Origin of the sequence: Campylobacter sp. CNRCH_2014_0184h, from assembly GCF_025772985.1 — a bacterium.
Lineage (GTDB): Bacteria > Campylobacterota > Campylobacteria > Campylobacterales > Campylobacteraceae > Campylobacter_D.
In genome coordinates, this window is record NZ_JAKMTB010000001.1 from 167,829 (window position 1) to 190,899 (window position 23,071).

General features: G+C 29.5%; 22 protein-coding genes. 13 read left to right on the top strand and 9 right to left on the bottom strand.

Annotated elements, in window-relative coordinates:
• Positions 1-118: 118 nt before the first annotated feature.
• The 4 genes from L8X36_RS00880 to gltS all read left to right on the top strand — a co-directional run bounded on the left by L8X36_RS00880 (position 119) and on the right by gltS (position 5,846).
• Positions 119-1,252 (top strand): efflux RND transporter periplasmic adaptor subunit, encoded by a 1,134-nt coding sequence (locus L8X36_RS00880; RefSeq protein ID WP_263682164.1) that lies wholly within the window; start codon positions 119-121, stop codon positions 1,250-1,252.
• Positions 1,249-3,180, top strand: coding sequence for an ABC transporter permease (locus tag L8X36_RS00885; RefSeq protein WP_263682165.1), 1,932 nt, complete (start codon positions 1,249-1,251; stop codon positions 3,178-3,180). Before L8X36_RS00880 ends, L8X36_RS00885 begins: the two co-directional genes overlap by 4 nt.
• Before the next feature lies 1 nt (position 3,181).
• Positions 3,182-4,522, top strand: coding sequence for a TolC family protein (locus L8X36_RS00890; RefSeq protein ID WP_263682166.1), 1,341 nt, complete (start codon positions 3,182-3,184; stop codon positions 4,520-4,522).
• A 115-nt stretch (positions 4,523-4,637) separates the two neighbouring features.
• Entirely contained in the window at positions 4,638-5,846 is a 1,209-nt protein-coding gene (gene gltS, locus L8X36_RS00895; RefSeq protein WP_263663209.1) for a sodium/glutamate symporter, read from the top strand.
• A 23-nt stretch (positions 5,847-5,869) separates the two neighbouring features.
• Here the strand turns inward: gltS and nth are convergent, their stop codons facing one another.
• A complete protein-coding gene (gene nth / locus L8X36_RS00900) occupies positions 5,870-6,496 on the bottom strand; it encodes an endonuclease III (protein ID WP_263682167.1) in 627 nt (208 codons plus the stop codon).
• Between the two features lie 79 nt (positions 6,497-6,575).
• Here nth and L8X36_RS00905 point away from each other — a divergent pair, with 79 nt between their 5' ends.
• The 5 genes from L8X36_RS00905 to L8X36_RS00925 all read left to right on the top strand — a co-directional run bounded on the left by L8X36_RS00905 (position 6,576) and on the right by L8X36_RS00925 (position 11,670).
• The gene (locus tag L8X36_RS00905) at positions 6,576-7,391 is read left to right on the top strand and encodes a peptidylprolyl isomerase (protein ID WP_047208348.1); all 816 of its coding nucleotides are present in this window, start codon (positions 6,576-6,578) and stop codon (positions 7,389-7,391) included.
• Positions 7,391-8,455: a class II fructose-bisphosphate aldolase gene (gene fbaA / locus L8X36_RS00910; RefSeq protein WP_258107514.1), complete on the top strand. Its 1,065-nt coding sequence runs from the start codon at positions 7,391-7,393 to the stop codon at positions 8,453-8,455. The genes L8X36_RS00905 and fbaA overlap by 1 nt, the downstream gene beginning before the upstream one ends.
• A 75-nt stretch (positions 8,456-8,530) precedes the next feature.
• Positions 8,531-9,862: a MotA/TolQ/ExbB proton channel family protein gene (locus L8X36_RS00915; protein ID WP_263682168.1), complete on the top strand. Its 1,332-nt coding sequence runs from the start codon at positions 8,531-8,533 to the stop codon at positions 9,860-9,862.
• Positions 9,849-10,799: an OmpA family protein gene (locus L8X36_RS00920; RefSeq protein ID WP_263671400.1), complete on the top strand. Its 951-nt coding sequence runs from the start codon at positions 9,849-9,851 to the stop codon at positions 10,797-10,799. The genes L8X36_RS00915 and L8X36_RS00920 overlap by 14 nt, the downstream gene beginning before the upstream one ends.
• Positions 10,786-11,670, top strand: coding sequence for a 1-aminocyclopropane-1-carboxylate deaminase/D-cysteine desulfhydrase (locus L8X36_RS00925; protein ID WP_263682169.1), 885 nt, complete (start codon positions 10,786-10,788; stop codon positions 11,668-11,670). Before L8X36_RS00920 ends, L8X36_RS00925 begins: the two co-directional genes overlap by 14 nt.
• Here L8X36_RS00925 and L8X36_RS00930 read toward each other — a convergent pair.
• The gene (locus tag L8X36_RS00930; protein WP_214126899.1) at positions 11,641-13,005 is read right to left on the bottom strand and encodes a sodium-dependent transporter; all 1,365 of its coding nucleotides are present in this window, start codon (positions 13,003-13,005) and stop codon (positions 11,641-11,643) included. The two genes, L8X36_RS00925 and L8X36_RS00930, sit on opposite strands and share 30 nt — an antisense overlap.
• 102 nt (positions 13,006-13,107) lie before the next feature.
• On the opposite strand from L8X36_RS00930, the gene L8X36_RS00935 reads away from it, so the two are divergent.
• Positions 13,108-14,283, top strand: coding sequence for an NAD(P)/FAD-dependent oxidoreductase (locus tag L8X36_RS00935; RefSeq protein ID WP_263682170.1), 1,176 nt, complete (start codon positions 13,108-13,110; stop codon positions 14,281-14,283).
• Here the strand turns inward: L8X36_RS00935 and L8X36_RS00940 are convergent.
• Complete coding sequence (locus L8X36_RS00940) at positions 14,276-14,929, bottom strand: MOSC domain-containing protein (protein ID WP_263682171.1); 654 nt, start codon at positions 14,927-14,929, stop codon at positions 14,276-14,278. The two genes, L8X36_RS00935 and L8X36_RS00940, sit on opposite strands and share 8 nt — an antisense overlap.
• Complete coding sequence (gene dsbD / locus L8X36_RS00945) at positions 14,929-16,620, bottom strand: protein-disulfide reductase DsbD (RefSeq protein WP_263682172.1); 1,692 nt, start codon at positions 16,618-16,620, stop codon at positions 14,929-14,931. Before dsbD ends, L8X36_RS00940 begins: the two co-directional genes overlap by 1 nt.
• Positions 16,621-16,868: 248 nt before the next feature.
• Between dsbD and L8X36_RS00950 the strand changes: the two genes are divergently transcribed.
• On the top strand, positions 16,869-17,585 hold the full coding sequence (locus L8X36_RS00950) for an amino acid ABC transporter permease (RefSeq protein ID WP_263724880.1): 717 nt from the start codon (positions 16,869-16,871) through the stop codon (positions 17,583-17,585).
• On the opposite strand, the gene L8X36_RS00955 is transcribed toward L8X36_RS00950, so the two are convergent.
• From L8X36_RS00955 to L8X36_RS00975, 5 genes are read right to left on the bottom strand one after another with little or no spacing between them, the layout of a single operon-like run.
• Positions 17,582-18,346 (bottom strand): transporter substrate-binding domain-containing protein, encoded by a 765-nt coding sequence (locus tag L8X36_RS00955; RefSeq protein ID WP_263682174.1) that lies wholly within the window; start codon positions 18,344-18,346, stop codon positions 17,582-17,584. The genes L8X36_RS00950 and L8X36_RS00955 overlap by 4 nt on opposite strands.
• Positions 18,343-19,068, bottom strand: a complete 726-nt coding sequence (kdsB, locus tag L8X36_RS00960; protein ID WP_263682175.1) for a 3-deoxy-manno-octulosonate cytidylyltransferase — start codon at positions 19,066-19,068, stop codon at positions 18,343-18,345. Before kdsB ends, L8X36_RS00955 begins: the two co-directional genes overlap by 4 nt.
• Entirely contained in the window at positions 19,065-20,474 is a 1,410-nt protein-coding gene (gene thrC, locus L8X36_RS00965) for a threonine synthase (protein WP_263682176.1), read from the bottom strand. Before thrC ends, kdsB begins: the two co-directional genes overlap by 4 nt.
• Positions 20,449-21,387: a tetraacyldisaccharide 4'-kinase gene (locus tag L8X36_RS00970; protein ID WP_263682177.1), complete on the bottom strand. Its 939-nt coding sequence runs from the start codon at positions 21,385-21,387 to the stop codon at positions 20,449-20,451. Before L8X36_RS00970 ends, thrC begins: the two co-directional genes overlap by 26 nt.
• Positions 21,374-22,114 (bottom strand): NAD+ synthase, encoded by a 741-nt coding sequence (locus L8X36_RS00975; RefSeq protein WP_263682178.1) that lies wholly within the window; start codon positions 22,112-22,114, stop codon positions 21,374-21,376. Before L8X36_RS00975 ends, L8X36_RS00970 begins: the two co-directional genes overlap by 14 nt.
• 61 nt (positions 22,115-22,175) lie before the next feature.
• On the opposite strand from L8X36_RS00975, the gene L8X36_RS00980 reads away from it, so the two are divergent.
• Complete coding sequence (locus tag L8X36_RS00980; protein ID WP_263682179.1) at positions 22,176-22,775, top strand: MBL fold metallo-hydrolase; 600 nt, start codon at positions 22,176-22,178, stop codon at positions 22,773-22,775.
• Complete coding sequence (locus tag L8X36_RS00985; RefSeq protein WP_263682180.1) at positions 22,775-23,056, top strand: hypothetical protein; 282 nt, start codon at positions 22,775-22,777, stop codon at positions 23,054-23,056. Before L8X36_RS00980 ends, L8X36_RS00985 begins: the two co-directional genes overlap by 1 nt.
• Positions 23,057-23,071 lie beyond the last annotated feature (15 nt).

Here is a 23,071-nt window from a genome sequence, read left to right on the forward strand (position 1 = left end):
TTTTTTTGATTTATCTTATATCTTATAAGCTTTAAAATTGTTAAAATTATATTTTATTGTTACAATTTTATTTTTACTTCATACAAATGTTTTATTATATGATTTTTAAAGGATTAAAATGAAAAAAATAATTTATTTAAGCATATTTTTGATTTTACTCATTATAGGGGTGTATTTTTTCTTTTTTGCAAATAAGGAAGAATATAATTATCTAACTTATGAGGTTAAAAAACAAGACATCACTCAAAGTATAGAAGCAATAGGCGAAGTTTATGCAAAAACACAAGTTGATGTTGGTGCTCAAGTTAGTGGGCAAATTACTAAACTTTATGTAAAATTAGGTGATCATGTTAATGAGGGTGATTTAATCGCACAAATTGATAAAGATAAGCAACAAAATGATTTAGATATTACCAAAGCTCAGCTTGAAAGTGCAAAGGCAAATTTAGAAAGTAAAAAAATCGCTCTTGATATAGCTACTAAACAATACCAAAGAGAGCAAAAGCTTTATGCTAAAAAGGCTACCTCTTTAGAAAATCTTGAAAATCTTAAAAATACTTTTTATGCCTTAAGAGCAAATGTAGCTGATTTAAAAGCTCAAACTACTCAACTTGAAATTTCTTTAAAAAATGCTCAAAAAGATTTAGCTTATACTACTATAACCGCACCTAGTAAGGGTGAGATTATTAATGTAGCGGTTGAAGAAGGTCAAACTGTAAATGCAAACCAAAATACACCAAGTATAGTGCGCTTGGCTGATTTAAGTGAAATGGAAATTCGTATGCAAATAGCTGAAGCTGATATTAATAAAATCAGTGTTGGAAAAAAGGTAAAATTTAGCATTTTAAATGAGCCTGATAAAAAATATGAAGCAACTATTTCAAGTATAGATCCAGCAAATACTACCATAAGTGATGCAACAAGCAATACAAATTTAAACTCAAACTCAAGTACTAGCACTAGCGCTGTATATTATTATGCAAGGGTTTTTGTAAAAAATGATAATAATTTTTTACGCATAGGTATGAGTACAGAAAATGAAATTGCTATTAAAACAGAAAATAATACTTTAGTTATACCAACTTTGGCTATAAAAAGTGATACAAGTGGTTATTATGTAGAAATTTTAAAAGCCAATAATATAAGTGTAAAAACACATGTTAAATTAGGTATCAAAGATAGTTTAAATACTCAAATTTTAGATGGTATTAATGAGGGTGATTTAGTTATCATAGGTAAAAATAAAAAATGATACGCTTAGAAAATATACAAAAAAAGATTAATAATACAACTATTTTAGAAAATATTAATCTTTATATTCAAAAGGGAGAATTTGTAGCCATTATAGGACAATCAGGAAGTGGTAAAACCTCTCTTTTAAATATTATAGGCACACTTGATGAGCCAAGTAGTGGAAAATATTTTTTAGATGCATATGAAGTAACTAATTTAAGCAAAGATGAAAAAGCAAGAATTAGACGCGAAAAAATTGGTTTTATTTTCCAAAGATATAATTTGCTTAGTCTTTTAAATGCTAAAGATAATGTAGCCTTACCTGCTGTTTATGCAGGAAAAAACAAACAAGAAAGATCGCAAAAGGCTAAAGAATTACTTTCTTTTTTAGAGCTTGATCATAAAGAATTATCAAAGCCAAATGAACTAAGTGGTGGGCAACAGCAAAGAGTTTCCATAGCAAGAGCTTTGATGAATGGTGGTGAGCTTATTTTAGCAGATGAGCCAACAGGTGCGCTTGATTCTAAAAGCGGTAAGATAGTTTTAGAAATTTTAAATAAACTAAATGAGCAAGGACACACTGTAGTTTTAGTCACTCATGATAGAGAAATAGCTGCTAGAGCAAAAAGAGTTATAGAAATTAAAGATGGTAAGATTATAAGTGATAATGGTGCAAAAAAAGCAGACGAAATAAAAGCTAAGTTAATGCCAAAAGAGAAAAAAAGCTTTAATTTGCTTAAAAATCAGCTTTTTGAAAGTTTAAAAATGTCCATAGCTTCCATTGTAGCACACAAGCTACGCTCTTTGCTTACTATGCTTGGTATTATCATAGGCATAGCTTCAGTAGTTTGCGTGGTTGCTTTAGGACTTGGAGCCCAACAAAACATACTTGCTTCTATTAGTTCTATTGGGACTAATACCATAGAAGTTGTTTCAGGGCGTGGTTTGGGAGATATTCGATCAGGTAAAACAAGGCTAAATTTAAGTGATTTAAAAACCTTAAGTTCTTTGCCTTATTTAGAAGCGGTAGAAGCAGATGTGGGCAAAATAGGGGTAGTAACTTATAAGAATAATTCTTTGCAAGCTAGAATTTATGGAGTAGGGCCAAATCATCTAAGGCTTAGAGGTTTTGTGATGGTAGATGGTAGGTTTATTAATAATGAAGATATAAAAGATAATACTAATATTTGTATTATAGATGAAAATGCTTTGAGAATTTTATTTGATAATATCAGCGCTAAAGATGTTTTAGGTAAAAGTGTGATTTTTAACAAACAGCCTTTAACTATAGTTGGTGTTTTAAAAAAAGAAAGAGATAATAAAGGCTTTAGAGCTGATGAAAATACCATTAAAATTTACACTCCTTATTCTACTTTGATGAATAAAATCACAGGGGATAAACAAATAAGAGCTATAGTAACTAAGGTAAAAGATGAGGTAAATCCTGCTTTAGCTGAAGAGGCTATGGTAAAAATTTTAGAGATTAAACGCGGAAAAAAAGATTTTTTCACTATAAATTCTGACGCGATTAAAAATGCTATTGAGGAAAATACTGCTACTTTGACTTTACTTATTTCTTCTATTGCGGTGGTATCTTTGATAGTAGGTGGTATTGGTGTGATGAATATCATGCTTGTTTCAGTAAGTGAGCGTACAAGGGAAATTGGAGTTAGAATGGCTATTGGAGCTAGAAAAGAAGATATTTTAATGCAGTTTTTAATCGAGGCTGTGTTGATTTGTTCTTTAGGGGCCATTTTTGGAGTAATGCTTTCTTTTATTATCATTGAAGTATTTAATTCTTTAAATTTTGGTTTTACAATGATACTTTCGTTAAATTCAGTATTTTTAGGGCTTTTAAGTTCGGTTTTAATCGGAGTGGTTTTTGGATTTTTTCCAGCAAAAAATGCAGCAAATTTAAATCCTATTAGTGCTTTATCAAAGGAATGAGATGAGAATATTTTTATTATTTTTTATAGCCTTTTTTTTAAATGCTTGCGTAGGAGTAAAATTAGAACAAGTATCCCAAGATCAAATAAAAAAAGAATATTTTGAAGATTTTAATGCAAGCAAGGCTTGGTGGGAAAAATATAATAATCAAGATTTAAATAATATCTTAAAAGCTATTATTGACAATAATAAAGATTTAAATGTGGCAAGAGTTAATTTTTTAAGCACTTTAGCTAGATATAAGCTTTTAAATTTAGATCTTTATCCTACTTTGAGTGGAAATTTAGGTGCAAACATAAGAAAAAATTTAAACAATGGCGCAGAAATACATAATTTCTCAAATGGCATTGTGTTAAATTATGAGCTTGATATATATGGCAAAATTTCAGATCAAGTTGCTAGTTCTGAATTTTTAGCAAAAGCAAGCGAATATGAGTTACGCTCTTTAGAGCTTGATACGATTAATTTAGCAATTAATAGTATTTTTGAATTGATTTATTTTAATGATGTAGATCACTTGCTAAACAATCATTTAAAAAATCTTGAGCAAATGCTAGAAATTTATACTACTAAATTTGATTATGGTAAGGTTGAATATATTGATCTTTTAAATATTAAAAAGTCTTTATTAAACACTAAACAAAACATCATTGCAAATTTGCAAAATAAAGACTTAACACTTAAAAACATAAAAGATTTACTAGGTAAAGATGATGGATTTTTGATTAATAAAATGCTAAATTATACACTTGAAGATTTTTCTTTGCAAAAAATTAATTTTGATATAGAGTTAAAAATGCTTGCTTATAGACCACAAGTTCAAGCAAAACTAAATCAACTTATGGCTTCTTATAAGGATTATGCAAGTGTGCAAAAAAGTATTTTGCCTAGTATAAAAATATTGGGAAATTTAGATGGGAGTGATAAAAATTTTGATGAGAGTTTTAAATTTTTAATCTTAGGAGGTAATGTTGTTATTGACTTACCATTTTTGGACTTTTATAGAGTAAGACAAAATGTAAAAATTTCTGAATTTGCATACCAAGCACGCTTATATGAGTATAAAGATGCATTACAAAGAGCTATTCATGAGTTTAAACTTTGTTATGAAAATGATAAATACTATAATGATTTGTTAAATTTAGTAAAAGATATCAATGTCAATCAAGCAAAAATTACACAATTATATTTTGAAAAATATGAATTAGGGCGTAATGAGCTAAAAGATTATCTTGATGCGGATGCTTTGCTTATTAATTCACTTCAAGAGCTTAGTAGAGCGAAACTGTCTTTACTTAAAAATATTAATTTGTATCATAATATAGTATTGATTTCAGAGTAAAATAGACTTAAAAATGTTTCATTTTGTAATATCTTAGTAAAGAGTAGTGTTTATTTGCGTTGTTTTTAAAGTCATTTAGATTACAATTGATAAGTAAATCAAACAAAGGAGAGGTATGAAATTTGATTTTTATGCAACGCTAGTTACTATGGTTATAGTATTGCTTTTGGGCGTTTTTGTCATTAAAAGGGTAAAATTTCTTCGTGATTATAATATCCCTGAGCCAGTTGTTGGTGGTGGAATAGCTGCGATTATTCTTTTAATCTTACATAGTTCTTTTTCGCTAGACATTAAATTTGATGAATCTATGAAAGATCCGTTAATGCTTGCATTCTTTTCAAGTATTGGTTTGTTAGCTGATTTTGCTTCATTAAAAAAAGGTGGTAGAAAATTAGCAGTTTTTTTAGTTGTAGTTGTAGCTTTACTATTTGCGCAAAATATAGTTGGTATAGGTGTAGCAACTGCCATGGGACAAAATCCGCTTATGGGGCTTATAGCAGGTTCTGTTACAATGAGTGGTGGTCATGGTACAGGTGCAGCTTGGGCGGCTGAATTTATTAAAGAACCTTATTTGTATTCTAGTGCAACTACCGTTGCGATTGCTTGTGCGACTTTTGGACTTATTTCAGGTGGTATCATAGGTGGGCCTGTTGCGAGATATTTGGTTAATAAACACAAATTAGTAGTTCCAAAACAAAATGATGATAAAGATGCGATTTTAAATTTCCAATCTCCAGAAAAAGAAAGATTGATTACTCCATCTTCTTTTATAGAGTCTTTAGCATTGATTGCTTTATGTTTATTAATAGGTAATGCTTTATCTACTTATATCAAAGCAAATACAGGTTTTACTTTACCAACTTTTGTGTATTGTCTTTTTGTGGGTGTTGTTCTAAGAAATGTTTTATCAGCTACAAAAATTCACCATGTATTTGATAGAGAAGTATCAGTTTTAGGTAATGTAAGCTTGTCATTATTCTTAGCTTTAGCACTAATGACTATTAATCTTTGGGATCTAGTAACCCTTGCACTACCGATGCTAGTAATTTTAGTAGTACAAGTTGCTATGATGGCTGCTTTTGCTATATTTGTAACCTTTAGAATATGTGGAAAAGACTATGATGCAGCAGTTTTAGCAGCAGGACATTGTGGTTTTGGTTTAGGTGCTACTCCAACAGCTATGGTGAATATGCAAACTGTAACAAATCACTATGGTATGAGCCATATGGCATTTATTATTGTGCCTTTAGTAGGTGCATTTTTCATAGATATAGTAAATGCTTTAGTGATTAATGCTTTCTTATATCTACCATTTTTTCATTAAAATCATCTAGCACTAATTTAGTGCTAGATTAACTTTTTATCTTTGCTCTTACATAAATGATTTAAAAAACACTCTTTACATAAAGGATTTTTAGCCTTGCATGTATAGCGTCCAAAAAGCACCATAGCTTGATGAAGATAGTTTAGATTATCTTTAAAAATTTTAGTTAAGTCTTTTTCTGTTTCTTCAGGGGTTTTGGCTTTGCTAAGATTAAGTCTGTGTGAAACTCTAAATACATGAGTATCTACAGCCATACAATTAGCCCCGCACCATTCTATCATTACTACATGTGCAGTTTTTTGTCCTACTCCTGCTAGAGTTTTTAAATCTTGCTCATTCATAGGAATTTTACCATTAAATTGCTCGCAAACTGCTTGAGCCATTTTGATTAAATTTTGTGCTTTATTATTATAAAATGAGCAAGAATTAATCAAAAGCTTCAAAGATGATAAGTTTGCCTTAGCTAAATCTTGTACGCTAGGATAAGCTTCAAATAAAGCCGGTGTGATGAGATTAACCCTTTTATCAGTACATTGAGCTGAAAGCATAACACAAACTATAAGTTCATAAGCATTACTAAAAACTAATTCTGTTTTTGCCTCTCCAAAATGCTCTAAAAATAATTTTTTAATTTCTAAATTTCTTTTCATAAACTTATTGTATGTTAATCGGCTTTAAATAAAGTTTAGATATAATAAAATCAACAAAACTATTTCAAAAGGAAAAACAATGAAAAAAATTTCTTTAGTTGCTGCGGCTTTGTTAACAGGCTTAAGTTTAAATGCTGCGGTGGTTGCAACCCTTGATGGAAACAATATCAGCGATACAGAAGTGAATGAATTTTTTGCTCCTATGCTAAGAGGTGCTAAAATCACTGATTTACCAGCTGAACAAAAAAAAGCAATTATTGATCAATATATCGTTCAACAACTTGTATTAAAAGACGCTAAAGCTCAAAAAATAGAAAATGATCCTTCATATAAAGAAGAATTAGAGCGTGCTAAAGAAGCTATTTTAGTAAATATCTACCAAAAGAAAATTTTTGATTCAATTAAAAATAATGATGCTAAAGCTAAAAAATTCTATGAAGCAAATAAAGATAAATTCACTAAACCAGCTCAAGTGAAAGCTAAGCATATTTTGGTAACTAGTGAAAAAGAAGCTAAAGATATTATTGCTGAGCTTAGTAAGCTAAGTGGAAAAGCTTTAAATGATAAATTTGCTCAACTTGCAAAAGAAAAATCAATCGACAAAGGTTCTTCAGCTCAAGGTGGTGATCTTGGTTGGTTTGCTGAATCAACTATGGTAAAACCATTTGCTGATGCAGCTTTTTCTATGAAAAAAGGTACTATTTCTAAAACACCTATAAAGAGTGATTTTGGATATCATGTTATCTTAAAAGAAGATGCTAGAGCAAAAAGTACTATGAGCTATAATGAAGTAAAAGCAGGTATTGAAAGCAATATCAAAATGGAAGAATTTAAAGAACTTATGAATAAAAAAGCTCAAGAACTTCTTCAAAAAGCAAAAGTGGAATACAAATAATGGGCGTATTAGATCTTGTTAAACCAGGTGTTTTAAGTGGTGATGATCTAAATATCGTATATAATCATGCAAAAAAAGAAGGATTTGCTATCCCTGCGGTAAATGTCGTGGGGACAAATTCTATCAATGCGGTTTTAGAAAGTGCTAAAAAAGTTAATTCACCTGTGATTATTCAGTTTTCAAATGGAGGAGCTAAATTTGTAGCAGGGAAAGCTTGCCCAAAAGCTGATGTGCTTGGTGCTATAAGTGGTGCAAGACATGTACATTTAATGGCAAAAGCCTATGGAGTTCCGGTGATTTTACACACAGATCATGCTGCTAGAAAATTACTTCCTTGGATCGATGCTTTGATTGAAGCAAATATTGAGTTTAAAAAAGAAACAGGCAAGCCTTTGTTTAGTTCCCATATGATTGATTTAAGCGAAGAGGATTTAGAAAGCAATCTAAGCACTTGTGAAAATTATTTAAAACAAATGTCTGAGCTTGGGATTTCTTTAGAGCTTGAGCTAGGATGTACGGGCGGTGAAGAAGATGGGGTGGATAATACTAATATCGATAATGCAAAATTATACACCCAGCCTGAGGATGTAGCACTAGCTTATGAGAGACTTTCTAAAATTAGTGATAGATTTTCAATCGCAGCTAGCTTTGGTAATGTACATGGAGTATATAAACCAGGAAATGTGATTTTAAGACCTGAAATTCTTAAAAACTCTCAAAATTATGTAAAAGAAAAATTCAATCTTGGTGAAGAAAAACCAATCAATTTTGTTTTCCATGGTGGCAGTGGTAGTGATATAGAAGATATCAAAGCTGCGCTTAGCTATGGTGTGATTAAGATGAATATTGATACAGATACTCAATGGGCTTTTTGGGATGGTGTTAGAGAGTATGAACTTAAAAATAAAGCTTATTTGCAAGGACAAATTGGTAATCCTGAAGGCGATGATAAGCCAAATAAAAAATACTATGATCCAAGAGTATGGCTTAGAGCGGGCGAAGAGAGCATGATCAAACGCTTAGAGTGTGCTTTTAGTGATTTAAATTGTATCGATAGAAACTAAGAGTTTTATAACTCTTAGTTGATTTTCCTGTGAAGATTTTAAATTTTTAGAGCAAAATTAACAAAGGTTTATAAAATGGAAGTTAAAACAACTGATGATTTTTCTGATCTTGTATTGCCTGAGGGAAAAGGTAGTACAGGAATTGTTGCTTATTTAAAGATTATATTTATCCCTGCTATATTGTATATTTTAGTGCTTTTAGGATATTTTGGAAAGATTGATTTTAAAGTAGAATTACATAGTGTTGTAATGATAGGGATTATCTTTTTGGTAGCTTTGATCTTTGCTAGACATAGTGCTGATTATGCTTCAAGTATTTTTGAGCAACAAAAAGATGAATTTAAGCTTATATTAAAACGCTATATTATGAAGCATTTTTTAGTTATAGGTAAAGAAACAAAGTCAAACGCTAGTTTTGATGATTTTGCTTATGCTTATGTGAAAGATTTGAGAAATGAAAATTTTGCTTCTGTAGGTGCAGCTATTTTTCCTATGCTCGGTATTTTGGGGACTTTTATAAGTATAGCAATGTCTATGCCAAATTTTAATTCAAGTGACACAGCAGGTTTAGAACAAGAAATTTCAGTTTTATTAAATGGAGTAGGAACAGCCTTTTATGTATCAATTTATGGAATTTTCTTAGCACTTTGGTGGATATTTTTTGAAAAATACGGCAGCAGTAAATTTCAAAAACTTCTTAATCGTCAAAAAAATGCAACAAGCGATTTTTTCTGGTCTAAAGAAGAAATTGATAGAAAATATCTTCAAGAAAGTTTGCAACATTTTGAAAAAATAGGCACGATTTTTGAGCATGTGAGCAATGAGGAATTTTTTAAAGAATTAGATAATACAATAGATAGAAAATTCAAAGTTTTTCAAGAGCTTATAAATGCTGAGGAAAAAGCTGTAAGATTAAGCAGTGAGCATGTAAAACAAACTATGAGTGATTTGTCTAAAACCCAAAGAGAGCAAAAAGATATAGTTAAAACTTACAGCGAGATTGCAAATGCGGTAAATATGCTAAATTCGAACATAAAAGATTTAACTTTAAGAATTTCAGAGCAATACAACAGACTTTTGGATGTGAGTTCTGATAAGATTGTGCATTTAGATAAAAGCGTGAGTGCTTTAGATGAAAAGGTGAATAATTTTTCAAATAATATTGAAAAATATCAAAATCTTATGCTAGATAATCAAACTAAACTTTTCGAGGGCTTTAGGGCAAGTATTATAGAAGGTATGCACACTTTTAAAGAAGCTTATGAAGATGAAAAAAATATCGATGAAAAAATTTCACTAATGCAAGAATTTAAAGAAGAAAGCAAAGAATTAGATGAGCAAACTACACAAGTTATTGCAAAGCTTGAAAATCAAAAAGAAGATGAAAAAATAGATGATAAAAAATAATTCTAACAATGAAGAAAATAATTTTTGGATAGCTTATGCAGATTTAATGGCGGGCTTGCTTTTTATATTTATTTTGCTTATTGGAGCTATAGTTGTTAAGTATGTTTTAACTCAAAGTGATTTGCAAATCATAAAAGAAAATCTGCAAAAACAAGAAGAGCGCTTAAGAGAGAACAAAGAAGAATTAAACCAAAAAGAAGATATTTTAAAAAATCTTAGCCAAAAATTAAATAATACTTCAAGCACGCTTGATGATGTTAATAAGCAAAAACAGGCTTTAGAGGCTAACATTACTAAACTCAATCAAGATTTAAATTCAAGTTTGGATGAAAAAGATCAACAAATTTTTGCTTTACTTGAGAGATTAAACAAAAAAGATGAAGAAATCAAAGAATTAGAGCGTAATTTTGATGAGGCAAAAAGTAAGATCAAAGAACTAGGTTTAATCAAAGAAAATACCATTAAAAATCTTCAAGCTAAATTTGACACTAATATTACCTTAGATTCTAATACAGGGGCGATAGTTTTACCTTCTGAAGTGCTTTTTGATACAAATTCTTTTACGCTAAAAGCTCAAGCAAAAGAGAATTTAAAAGCAATTTTAACGCAGTATTTTGACAATATTTTAAAAGATGAAAATATCTTAAATAGCATAGAAAATATAGTGATAGAAGGTCATACAGATAGTGCAGGTTCTTATATATATAATCTTGATTTATCGCAAAAAAGAGCTTATGCTGTGATGAGTTTTATACACTCATTTTACAAAGATCCAAGATTGCAAAAACTTTTAATGGCAAGCGGTAGGTCTTATTCTGATGTGATTATGAAAGATGGTAAAGAAGATAAAGAAGCAAGCCGTAGAATAGAGATTAAGTTTAATATCAATACGAATAATGCTTTAGAAAAGGTTGAAAAATACCTTGATAGCAAGTAAAATTGATGTTTTAAAATACAAAAATTTTGAATTTTTACTCAAAAGAGATGATTTACTAGGTTATATCAATGGAAATAAGGCTAGAAAACTAGCCTTATTTGAAAAAAACAAACATTTATTTAAAAAAGGACAAAGGTTTATTTCTTTTGGTTCTTCTCAAAGTAATGCTTTAGTTGCTTTAGCTAAGTTTTGTTACGAAAATGATTTTTCACTTATTTTTGTTTGTGAAAAAATTAGTTCTTTTTTAAAAGAAAATCCCCATGGAAATTTAGAATTTGCATTAAAATACAATGTTGAGTTGATAGAAAATACAAATTATCCTACAAGAAGATTACAAGCTTTAGCCTTAAAAAAAGATGATGATATTTTTATAGAAGAGGGTGTGGCTATAAAAGAAGCTGAATTTGGATACCAACAACTAGCCTTAGAGCTTAGTGAACAGTTGAATGAAAATGTAAGTATTTTTTTACCCTCAGGTACAGGAACTTCTGCGGCTTTTTTGGCTAAACATAGTAAATTTAAAGTTTTTACATGTGCTTGCGTAGGCGATAGTGCGTATTTAAAAGAGCAAATTTTAAGCTTAGAGCCAAATTATGATTTTAATAATTTAACCATACTAAATCCACCTAAAAAATATCATTTTGCTAAGCCTTATTTGGAATTTTATGATCTTTATCAAGATCTAAAAAAAGAATGTAGAGTGGAGTTTGATTTGCTTTATGATATGGTGGGTTTTAAAACTTTATTAGCTCATAAAGAGCAATTTGGTGGAAAAATCTTATATATCCATCAAGGAGGCCTTGAAGGAAATATAAGCATGTTAAAGCGTTATGAGTATAAATTAAAAAATTCCAAAATAAAAAATCACTAAGATAATCAAAGGTATGATAAACTTAACATAGTAATACCATAGTTTAAAAATACTTCCTTTTAGAGTATTTTGATTAGAAAGTTCATAAATAGCATCTTTTTTAAGTACCCAACCTACATAAATACAACAAAAAAATGCGGTTAAAACAAAGAATATATTTCCACTAATAAAATCAAAGCTATCAAAAATATTTTTTCCTTTGATGATGGTAATATCTCTTAAAGGACCATAAGTAAGTATGCATGGTAAATTTCCTAAGACAAAAATACTTCCAAGTGTTAGATTAATAGCAGTATTTTTAGCTAGTTTAAATTTTTCTTCCAAAACACTGATGATTACTTGATAAATTGGCAAGCTTGTAGTAAGTGCAGCGATGATTAAAAGTAAAAAGAAAAACACACAAATTATACTTCCAAAAGGTATATGTGAAAATGCAACAGGTAAGGTTTTAAAAACTAAAGATGGCCCACTATCAGGGGTTAAACCTACGCTAAATAAAGCTGGAAAAATCATAAAACCAGCAAGTACTGCTATGAGGGTATTTAAAATTCCTGTATAAACAGAAGTTTTGATTAAATTCTCATTTTTCTTAAGGTGAGATGATAAGGTTATCATTACACCAAAGCCTAAAGATAGGGCAAAAAATACTTGTCCTAAAACATCTATAAACAATTTAGGAGTGATTTTGGAAAGATCAGGAGTAAGGTAAAATTTCACGCCCTCACTTGCTCCTTCAAGAGTTAAATTACGTGCAACAACAACCAAAAGGCAGATAAATAAAAATGGCATAAGGTATTTTACTGACTTTTCTATGCCATCAATCACACCTTTTTTTAAGATAATCCAGTTAATTATCACAAATATAGTAGTAAAAATTCCTATTAATAAAGGATTATTTTCTATGGTAGAGCTATAAAATTCGCTTGTATATTGAGCATTAATGGGACTTGAAAGATTAAAATCACCTATGATGATTTTAAAAATATAAGCCAAAACCCATCCACCTATTACCATATAATAAGCCATGATCCCAAAACTACCTAAAAGTCCCATGTAGCCAACACCTTGCCAAGAATTGGATATTTTAACCCCATCACTTGTTTTTCCGCCAAAAGCATCGACTGAATTTAGCATTCTGCGTCTTCCTATAACATTTTCAACCAAAATCACAGGAATTCCTATAAAAATCATAGCTATACAAAAGGCTAAAACATAAGCACCGCCTCCATTTTCACCTACTAAGTATGGAAAACGCCAAGTGGCTCCAAAACCAATAGTCGCTCCTGCTACTGTAAGGATATAAGTTAGCGTATTGCTCCAAGTTTGTCTTTGCATACTTTTTCCTTGCTAAATTTAAATAAAAAATATTTTAAGATAAAAAATAATACCATTATGCCAAATTTTTATTTATTTTTTTATCAAATTAAAGGAAAATCCATGCAAAAAAAGAAAATTTTGTTTTTAGGTGCAGGATATGCTACTTTATCGGCTATAAAAGCCTTACCTGATGAGTTTTTTGAAAAAGCACAAGTGAGTTTAATTAATAACAATTCTTATCATTATCATACTATTTTACTACACAAAGTAGCTTCAAATGAAGATATTTATAGCTCAAAATATGATCTTTTACCTTTATTAAATCCAAAAATTAACTTTATCCAAGATGAAGTTTTAAAAATTTCTAAAGACAAAGTTTTTACTAAAAATAATGAATTTGACTTTGATATTTTAGTATGTGGGCTTGGTTTTGCTAAAGAAACTTTTGGTATTAAAGGTATGCAAGAATATGCTTTGAGTATAGACAATTATGAAAATGCTTTAAAAATTAATGAAATTATATATGAGAAAATAAAAAATTATAAAACCGCCCAAAATGAAGATGATTTAAAAATCACAGTTTGTGGTGGGGGTTTAAGCGGGGTTGAATTTGTAGCTTCTTTAGCTAAAGAGCTTAAATTCTTTTGCCAAAAAGAGCAAATTGCTTATGAGAAATTAGAACTTTCTATTATTGAAGCTATGGATCAAATTTTACCTATGTTTGATAAAAGTTTGGCTTTAAAAGCAAAGCAAAGACTAGAAGCGCTTGGTGTGAAAGTATATGAAAAATCTAAAATCATAGAATGTGAAAAAAATGGTATAAGACTTGATGGGGGAGAATTTGTTAAAGCTAATACTATCATTTGGACTGCAGGGGTTAGAGGTAATAGTGTTATAGAAAATAGCTCAGATTTTCCAAGTGCAAGATCGCGTATAGAAGTAGATGCTTTTATGCATCCATTAAATGTTGAAAATGCGTCAAGATATTTTTTTATAGGTGATAATAGTTTATTTAAAAATCCTAAAACTAACACCCCTTATCCTCCAACAGCCCAGCTTGCATTAAGAGAAGGAGTTTATGTAGCTAAAGCTTTAATGGCTATGATTGATGAGAAAGATTTTAAACAAGAATTTTCTTTTGTGAGTGGAAATACCGTTTGTTCAATCGGAAATGATTATGCAGTTGGAACGGTTTTACATAAGCCAATTAGTGGTTTTTTGGCAATAAAACTTAAAATTTTTATAGAAAAACTATGGCAGTATCAGCTTATAGGGATAAAAGGATTTTTTAAATAAACATATAAGAATCATCATAAGCATGATTTAATCTAGCCTGAATACTCTCTTTCCATCCTTTTGCTAGGGTGGAAATTTTTTCTAATTTTTCTAAAGAATTTGAATTTTTAAAAGGATTAAAAAATAATTGATTTAACTCCATAATGCTTAAATTAGTTTCATCTTTTTGTAAAATTTTGATTTTGTCATTTTTGCCTATTATGCCTTCTTTTAAGACTCTATAATACCATCCAGTTCTTCCACTTTTGAAAACTTCTTGAGTGAAATTTAAGTGATTGTGTATGCTAGAAATTTTAAAACAAGGCTTGCGCGGTTGACTTACTTGCAAAATACAAGTACCTATCTCATGTATATCTCCACAACAAACATTATTTTCGTTTAAACCATCAATACTTAAATTCTCTCCCATTTCTCCAAAATTTAAGTATTTGTTTAAATAATTATTCCATAAAGTATAGTTTTGCACACTATTTGCAAAAACAACTTTTTCTAAATTTCCATGATGAATTTTATCAGCTATTTCATTATCAAGAATATAATCTGTATAAATTTGCAAAGAATTTAAATAAATATCCTTGATAAATGCTGAGTGAAATTTATTATAGTTTTTGATTTTGCCAATTTGCAAAGATTTAATAGAACTCATCAAGGAACTTTACTTAAAAAATCATTTGCATCTACATAGCCTATAATGCGTCCTTTTTCCTCGCCTTTGTTAAAAAATATCATCACAGGAGGTCCAAAAACTCCAAATTCTTTCATAAGAGCTAAATCTTCTTGGCTATTATGTGTTACATCTGCTTTTAAAAGCGTGTAATTAGCAAGCAAATTTTGTACTTTCGTATCTGTAAAAGTATATTCTTCTAAAAGTTTGCAGTTTTCACACCAAGTAGCTGTAAATTCAAGCATAACCGGTTTGGTAGAATTTTGTAATTCTTGCTTAAGTTCTTTTAAGTTTTTAATGGTTTTAAAACTTAAACTAGAGCTATTTTCTTTTGAAGCAAGGTTAAACTCAAGAGGTTTTAGTAAGCTTTTTGAACCCATTGAGCCGCCTAAAATTAGACTTAAACCATAAGCTAAAATTAAAATCATACTTGCTTTTTTAAATTTATCAAAATTAGTTTTTGCTTCATCAAATAGCCCCATAAAGCTAGCAAAAAATACCCCTATAATCCCATAAAGCATTAAAATGATATTTGCACTAAGTATTCTTTCTAGCATCCAAACTGCCATGATGAGCATGATAAAACCAAAGAAAATCTTTATCTTAAGCATCCAAGCTCCGCTTTTTAAAAAACTTCCTCCAAGTCCTATTAAAAGTAAAGGCATGCCCATACCAAAACTCATCACAAATAAAGAAAGTCCTCCTAAAAATACATCGCCACTATTAGTAATGTAAAGCAAAGCCCCTGCTAAAGGTGCAGCCACGCAAGGTCCTACAATTAGAGCTGATAAAAAGCCCATGATAGCTATACCAAAAACTCCGTTTTTGCCTTCTATTTTTTTATTGATAAAATTTTGAAATTTAAGTGGCAGTTGTAATTCATAAAGGCCAAACATAGAAAGTGAGAGCAATACAAAAATGCCAGCAAAAGTAATGATAATCCAAGGTTGTTGTAATAAACCTTGCACATTAGCTCCTGCAAGGCCTACTAAAGCACCTGCTATAGCATAAGCTAAAGACATAAAAAAGACATAGATAAAAGATAAATAAAAGCTATGTTTTTTAGATGGTTTATCTTTGAGTTTCATTGCAATTAACGAAGAAAGAATAGGTATCATTGGTAAAATACAAGGAGTAAGTGCTAATAATAAGCCATAACCAAAAAAAGTTAAAAGTGTGATAAATATATTTTGTGTGCTTAAATCATTGGCAATTTGCTCATCTTCATTTTGCTTTTTAAATTGATCTTTGGTTGATTTTATAGTATAAATTCCATTTTGTCTATCAAGTTCATAATTTACATATACAGGACGATAGCATAAACCTTCTTCTGAGCAACCCTGATAAGCTAGGGAAAGTTTTGCTTTGTTATTTTTAATAAAATCATCTAATAATAATTGAGGTATAAAAAGTTCAAGTTGGTTAAAGATTACTTCTTTGTTTTCTCTCGTTTGAGTTTGTGGGAAATTTAATAAAGAAGTAATATCATTAGAGTCTAATTCTACTTTGATTTGATCTTTGTAAAGATAAATTCTATCTGCGAGATTGATTTTTAAAAAAATTCCTTGATTGTTGCTATGGGTATTGAGTTTAAAAGCTTCATTGAGTGATAATACTCCATTATTAGCAAAAGCTAAATTGAAAAAAATAAAAAATACCGCTAAAAAACGCATTTTTCTCCTTGAAATTGAAAATTAAATTTGTTTTATTTTACTTATTTGTGGTAAATTTAAGTTAATAATTATCCTAAATTAAGGAGTTTGTTATAAACTAAAATTCCAATTTTTAACAATCTTAATATTTAGTGAAATTTAGCTGCTATTTGCTATATTTGAAATCATAATAAAGGAAATTTTTGAATAGTATTTTTTTAGTACACAATAAATTTAACGAGCATAAAAAAATTACTTTAAAAGTATATATGGTTAATGCTTTTTTGTTGGTTTTTTTATTGTTTTTATTTTTTTATTTATCTTTTTTAAGCGCTAGTTATAATTTTGATTTTGGGGCAATTTATGAATATAAAGACAAAATGATACAGGGTTTTTTTACGAGTTTTTTTATTAGTGTTTTGTCTTTGATTGTAGGTGTGATTTTTGCTTTGATTTTATGCTATATGAGTCTTTGTAAAATAGTGCTTTTTAATATGTTTGCAAGAGTTTTTATAGAGCTTATTAGAGGCACGCCTTTGCTAGTGCAAATTTTATTGATTTATTACATTTTTGCAGATAATTTGGGACTTGATAATCGCTATGTTTGTGGAGTGTTGATTTTAGCTTTATTTGCTAGTGCTTATATTTGTGAGATATTTAGAGCAGGGATTTTAAGTGTTGATAAAATGCAATATGAAAGTGCTAAGGCTCTGGGTTTGAGTGAGTTTGAAATTTATAAAAGCGTGATTTTTCCCCAAGCTTTAAAAAATATCTTAGCACCACTAAGTGGACAACTTAGTAATTTAATTAAAGACAGCTCTCTTTTAAGTGTTATAGCTATTTCAGAATTAACTCAAAATGCTCAAGAAATCAATGCTTTTACTTTTTCAACTTTAGAAATTTACATTCCTTTAGCACTTTGCTATTTGGTTTTAACTTTACCTATTTCTATGTTTTCAAGAAAGCTTGAAAAGAGTTTTTCTTAAAAGAAAAACTCAAGCTTTTGTTCTTTGAAAACTTCTTGCATATCTTTGAGGTATTTTTGACTTAGCTTATCAAAAAGACCATTTTTTTTAGATTTTAAAATAAACTCATTAAGCTCTTCTTTTAATTTGGTATTATTTTTATTTAAAGCTATGGCCCATTGCTCAGGTGTTTTTTCAAAAGGGGTAAAAATAGCTTTTGTTTGCTCAGGATGTTTTTTCCATGCTTTATAAATGCTCATTTGATCATAAATAAAAGCATCAGCTTTTGCTTGAATGACTTCTAAAATAGCTGCATTTTCTTTATCAAATACTAGGATTTTTGCATTTTTAAGATTTTTTTGAGCATATAAATGTGCACTTGAACCTCTTTTTAAAGCAAGGATTTTTCCTTTTTGATTTAAATCTTCTATGGAATTAATATTTGATTTTTTAGTGCTTAATATCGCTAAATTTGCCTTAGCATAAGGCAAGGTAAAATCTATTACTTTTTTTCTTTGTTCACTTATACTCATAGAAGACATGATTAGATCTATTTTTTGAGTTCTTAAAGCAGGTATGAGTCCATCCCAAGCTATGTTTTGAATTTTTAAATCATAGTTTTTTTCTTTGGCAAAGGCTTGTAAAAACTCTACACTAATACCACTTGGATTACCTTTGGTATCACCCATTTCAAAAGGAGGGTAGGCTAACTCCATACCTACGATTAATTCTTTTGCATGAAGTGTAAAAAACAAGCTTAGTAAAAAAAGTATTTTTTTCATTTTTTAACTCCAAATTTAGCCAAAGCTTTCTCATAATCTTCTTTTGTATCTATACCTATGCTTTGACTTTGTATTTTTAGCATTTTGATTTTTTTGCCATTTTCTAAGGCTCTTAATTGTTCTAATTTTTCACATTCTTCCAAAGCTGAGTTTTTCAAAGTGCAAAATTCTTGTAAATTTTTAACTCTATATGCATAAATTCCAAGATGGGCTTTAAAATTTTGTTTATAATTTGCCCTTTCATGAGGAATTTTAGATCTTGAAAAATACAAAGCATAATCATTACTATCAGTAACTACTTTAACCAAATTTGGATCATCACAAGCTTTTGCATCTACTTCTTTATAGCAACTACTCATAAAGCAAAGCTCATCTTCAAAAGCTTTTTGACTAAATTCTTTAAAATCTTTAATATTTTGTGTTTCTATAAAAGGCTCATCGGCTTGGACATTGATGATTAGCTCGTTGTTATTTAGTTTTAAAATTTGACAAGCTTCGTTGATCCTATCAGTGCCACTTTCGTGATTTTTACTTGTTAAAACTGCTTTTATATTATGTTTTTGCGCTATTTTTAAAACCTCTTCATCATCAAGTGCCACGCACACTTCATCAACTTCTTGCATTTTTTTAGCTGTATAAATAAACATAGGTAAATTATCAATCTCACATAAAATTTTATTTTCAAAACGACTTGATTTTAATCTTGCTGGTATGATTATCATTGTTTTATCCATTCTATAATAGTTTGTTTTAGATTTTCAAGTTTGCAAACTTGATTTTGCTTTTGTGTGCTTGTAAATAAGCTTGTGATATTTGGATGAATTTCTTGTTTAAATTCTTTTGCAAGTTCTTGCATGCAAGCTTGTTCATCTTGGCATTCTTTATTATAAATTGCTTGATACATACTTGGGGTAAATTTACTCCATTGTGCTGTGGAAGTAATAAGCGTAGTGGTGTTAGAATCAAGCATTTTAAAGCAAGTGCAAGTGTGAGGGTCTAAAAGTCCTAAGTGGCTGTATTGTTTGATATATTGCATGCACTCATTATCATTGCAAAAATCAGCTTCAAAGTCTTCTTGTAAAAGCTCTAGCTCTTTTTGGCTAAGCTCATAATATTTTTCATTCTTTAAAGCTTGCATTAACTCTTTGGTGCGTTCATCTTTAAATTTATCAAAAAGCAATCTTTCTATATTTGATGATATGAGTATATCCATAGCAGGAGAAATAGTCTTTTGTAAGCTTTTATTTCTTAAATCATATTTGCCTGTATTAAAAAACTCACTTAAGATATTGTTTGAATTGGAAGCAATTTTAATTTTGCCTATATTTGCCCCCATTTTTTTAGCATAATAAGCTCCCAAGGCATCGCCAAAATTTCCACTTGGAATGATGATATCTATTGTTCTATCGATTTTTAAACTAGCATAGTAATGATAGATGATTTGAAAAAGTATTCTTCCAAAATTAACTGAATTTGCAGCACTTAGACTTAACTTTTCTTCTTTTAAAGTATTTTTAAAATCCTCATCATTTAAAAGCGCTTTTAGAGCATTTTGCGCATCATCAAAATTACCTTCAATGGCTATGGATTTTAAATTGCTTGCATTTGAATGTGTCATTTGTAAAGCTTGAGTTTTACTTGTACCTTCATTTGGGTAAATGCAAACTACTTTTATGCCTTTTTTATTTTCAAAGCTTTTTAGCGTAGCAGGTCCTGTATCACCACTTGTAGCGCACATGATTAAAAAATCATCATCTTTTTTTAAGTATTCTAAAAGCACTCCAAAAGGTTGTAAAGCCATATCTTTAAAAGCTCTTGTTGGTCCATGGAATAATTCATTAATATAAAGCTTATCATTGATTTTTTTCAAATTAATAGGGCAGGTTTTATCATCAAAACTCTCATAAGTTTTCAAAGCTTTTTCAAAAACTTCAAGCTCTAAATCAAATTCAAATGCAGCGATGATTTTTAAGGCTAATTCTTTGTAGTTTAAATTTTTTAAAGCTTCATTGTCAAGCTTTGGTAGATTAAGTGGTGCATATAAAGCATTATTAGGTGCACTAGGGCTAAGTAAGGCTTTTGAAAAGCTTACTTGGTGATTTTTATCTTGGGTTGAGTGTAGTAACATTTTCTTCCTTTTTGTTAAATTTATAAATATAATCTTGCAAAACTTGCTTAAAGCTATCTTTTAAAACAATATCAAGATGGATAAGTTCAGTTTTAAAGTCAAAATCTTTTATTTTCACATAGTCTTTAAAGGTTAGCATCAAGGTATCACAATTGTGTTTTTTTAAAAGTTTTTCTAATTCTTCTTTTTTGAAAGTATAATGATCAGCAAAAAAATAACAAGCCCTAGCTTTGATAAAATGCTCATATAATCTAAAAGGCTTTGCAATAGAGCTTATTAAAATGGCTTTTTGATTTTCTTTTACATGAGAATAACGCACAAAATCTTCGTTTTCTTTAGCTATAAAATCAGCCCTTTTAGCAAAAGATTTTGGCAAACGATAAGCCCCACTAGGTAGGGTAAAATCAAAAAATGGCTCATCTTTACTTTGCAGTAAAATATTAAGTTTTTTAATATGAAATTTAGAAAAAGCATCGTCTAAAAGTATGATCTTTGCTCCAAGCTCGATAGCTTTTTGTATGCCTTTAACCCTATCTTCACTTACTATCACTCCGCTAATATACTTTGTAAGTGCATATTCCATAGCTTCATCGCCACTTTCTTCAATATCGCATAAAATTTCATCTTTATGCTTAACGATGATTAAGCCTTTACTTTGTCTTTTATAGCCTCTTAAGATGATAAAACAATTTTCAAACTCAGCTGCTATGGCTTTACAAATGGGAGTTTTTCCATTGCCTCCTAGGGTTAGATTGCCTATGCTTATAATGGGTAAATTAAAATCAAGTTCTTTTTTAAATTTAGTATTTAAAATCGCTATGATCATATATAAAAAGCTAAAAGGCAAAAGCAAAAAAGCTAGAGTTTTTTGCAAAAAATTAGGTTTAAAAAAATAGCGATCAAGCCAAGTCATATGCATTCTTTAATGTTGTTGGAGGTTTTCTTTTAAAGGCATTATTTTGCACACGCTCTAAGACTAAATTTTTTAAATTCTCATCAAAATTTTCCAAACTTTGATTATTTTCTAAAGCTTTTAAAACTTCATCTAAAACTTCATATTTATAGCCAAGATCTTCTTCATCGCTTTGATTTGGCCAAAGATCAGCACTAGGGGCTTTTTGTATGAAATTTTCATGCACACCCATAAATTTAGCAAACTCAAAAACTTCACTTTTATAAAGCGTAGCCAAAGGGTTAAAAGCACAAGCTAAATCCCCATAAATAGTTCCATAGCCAAGCATAAGTTCGCTTTTATTAGAAGTGCCTACTACCAATGCATTGTGTAAAGCCGAATAATCATAAAGCAAACTCATACGCACTCTTGCAGCTAAATTTCCAAAGCGTAAAGGGTTTAAGTCTTGACAAATTTTTTCATAAGCACAAAGTACTTCATCAATATAAATAATCTTATGATGAATTTGCAAATCTTTACAAAGCATTAATGCATCATCTAAATTTTCTTTTTTAGAATGTTTTGTAGGCATTAAAAGCACAAAAAGTTTTTCACCCACTGCTTTTTTGCAAAGATGAGCTACTAAAGCTGAATCTATCCCACCGCTTAAACCTAAGATGAGATTTTTATCCCCTGCTTGTTCTTTTATAAAATTGATCAATAATTCTTGTAATTTTGTATAATTCATAAAAAATCTTTAAATATTAATTTTTTAAAATTATATTTGATTTAGTTAAAAGGAAGTTTATATGCGTATTTTAAAACAACCATGCGGAATGTATGAAACAAATTGTTATATTATAGATCACAATAATAAGCAAATCATCATCGATCCAGGTGAAAATGCTTATGAGTTTATCAAAGAAAACGCAAGCAAACCTTTAGCTATTTTAAATACCCATGGTCATTATGATCATGTTTATGATAATGCTAAGGTTAAAATGGTTTATGAAATTCCACTTTTTATCCATAAAGATGATGCTTTTATGTTAAAAGATCCTTTTAATTATGGTTTTGAGCATTCAAATGCTGATGTGTTAATAGAAAATGAAAATGAATTTAGTATAGATGAGTTTAAGTTTAAATTTCATCATTTCCCAGGGCATACTCCAGGGTGTTGTATGATAGAACTTGTGGGTGAAGATGTGCTTTTTAGTGGAGATTTTTTATTTTACCGTAGTATTGGTAGATGGGACTTTCCTTACTCAGATGCAGCTAAGATGAAAGAGAGTTTGCTTAAAGTTTTAGCTTATGAAAAAGATTTTAGATTACTTCCAGGGCATGGAGAAGAAAGCACTTTAAAAGAAGAACAAAAAGCAATTCCTGCTTGGTTAAGGTATTTTCACTAATGGATAAGGTTTTATATTTTTTAAGTTTTTTGCTGATTTTAAGTGCGGTTTTGAGTTTTTTTAAACCTAAAGAAACAAAAAAGAAATTTTTTCACAAATGCCCATGTTTTAGAGCGGTGGAAAATGGTTTAATGAGTAGAATTTGCATTTATGCAGGAAGTTTTGGTTTTATGTATTCTGTGCTTTATATTGGTTTTGGAGTGTATGATAAAAAGCTTTTTGTGATTTTGTTTTTATCTTTTGCGATATGGTATTTTGCTTGGGTTTTAAAAAAAGAGTAAAAAACTATCATTAAA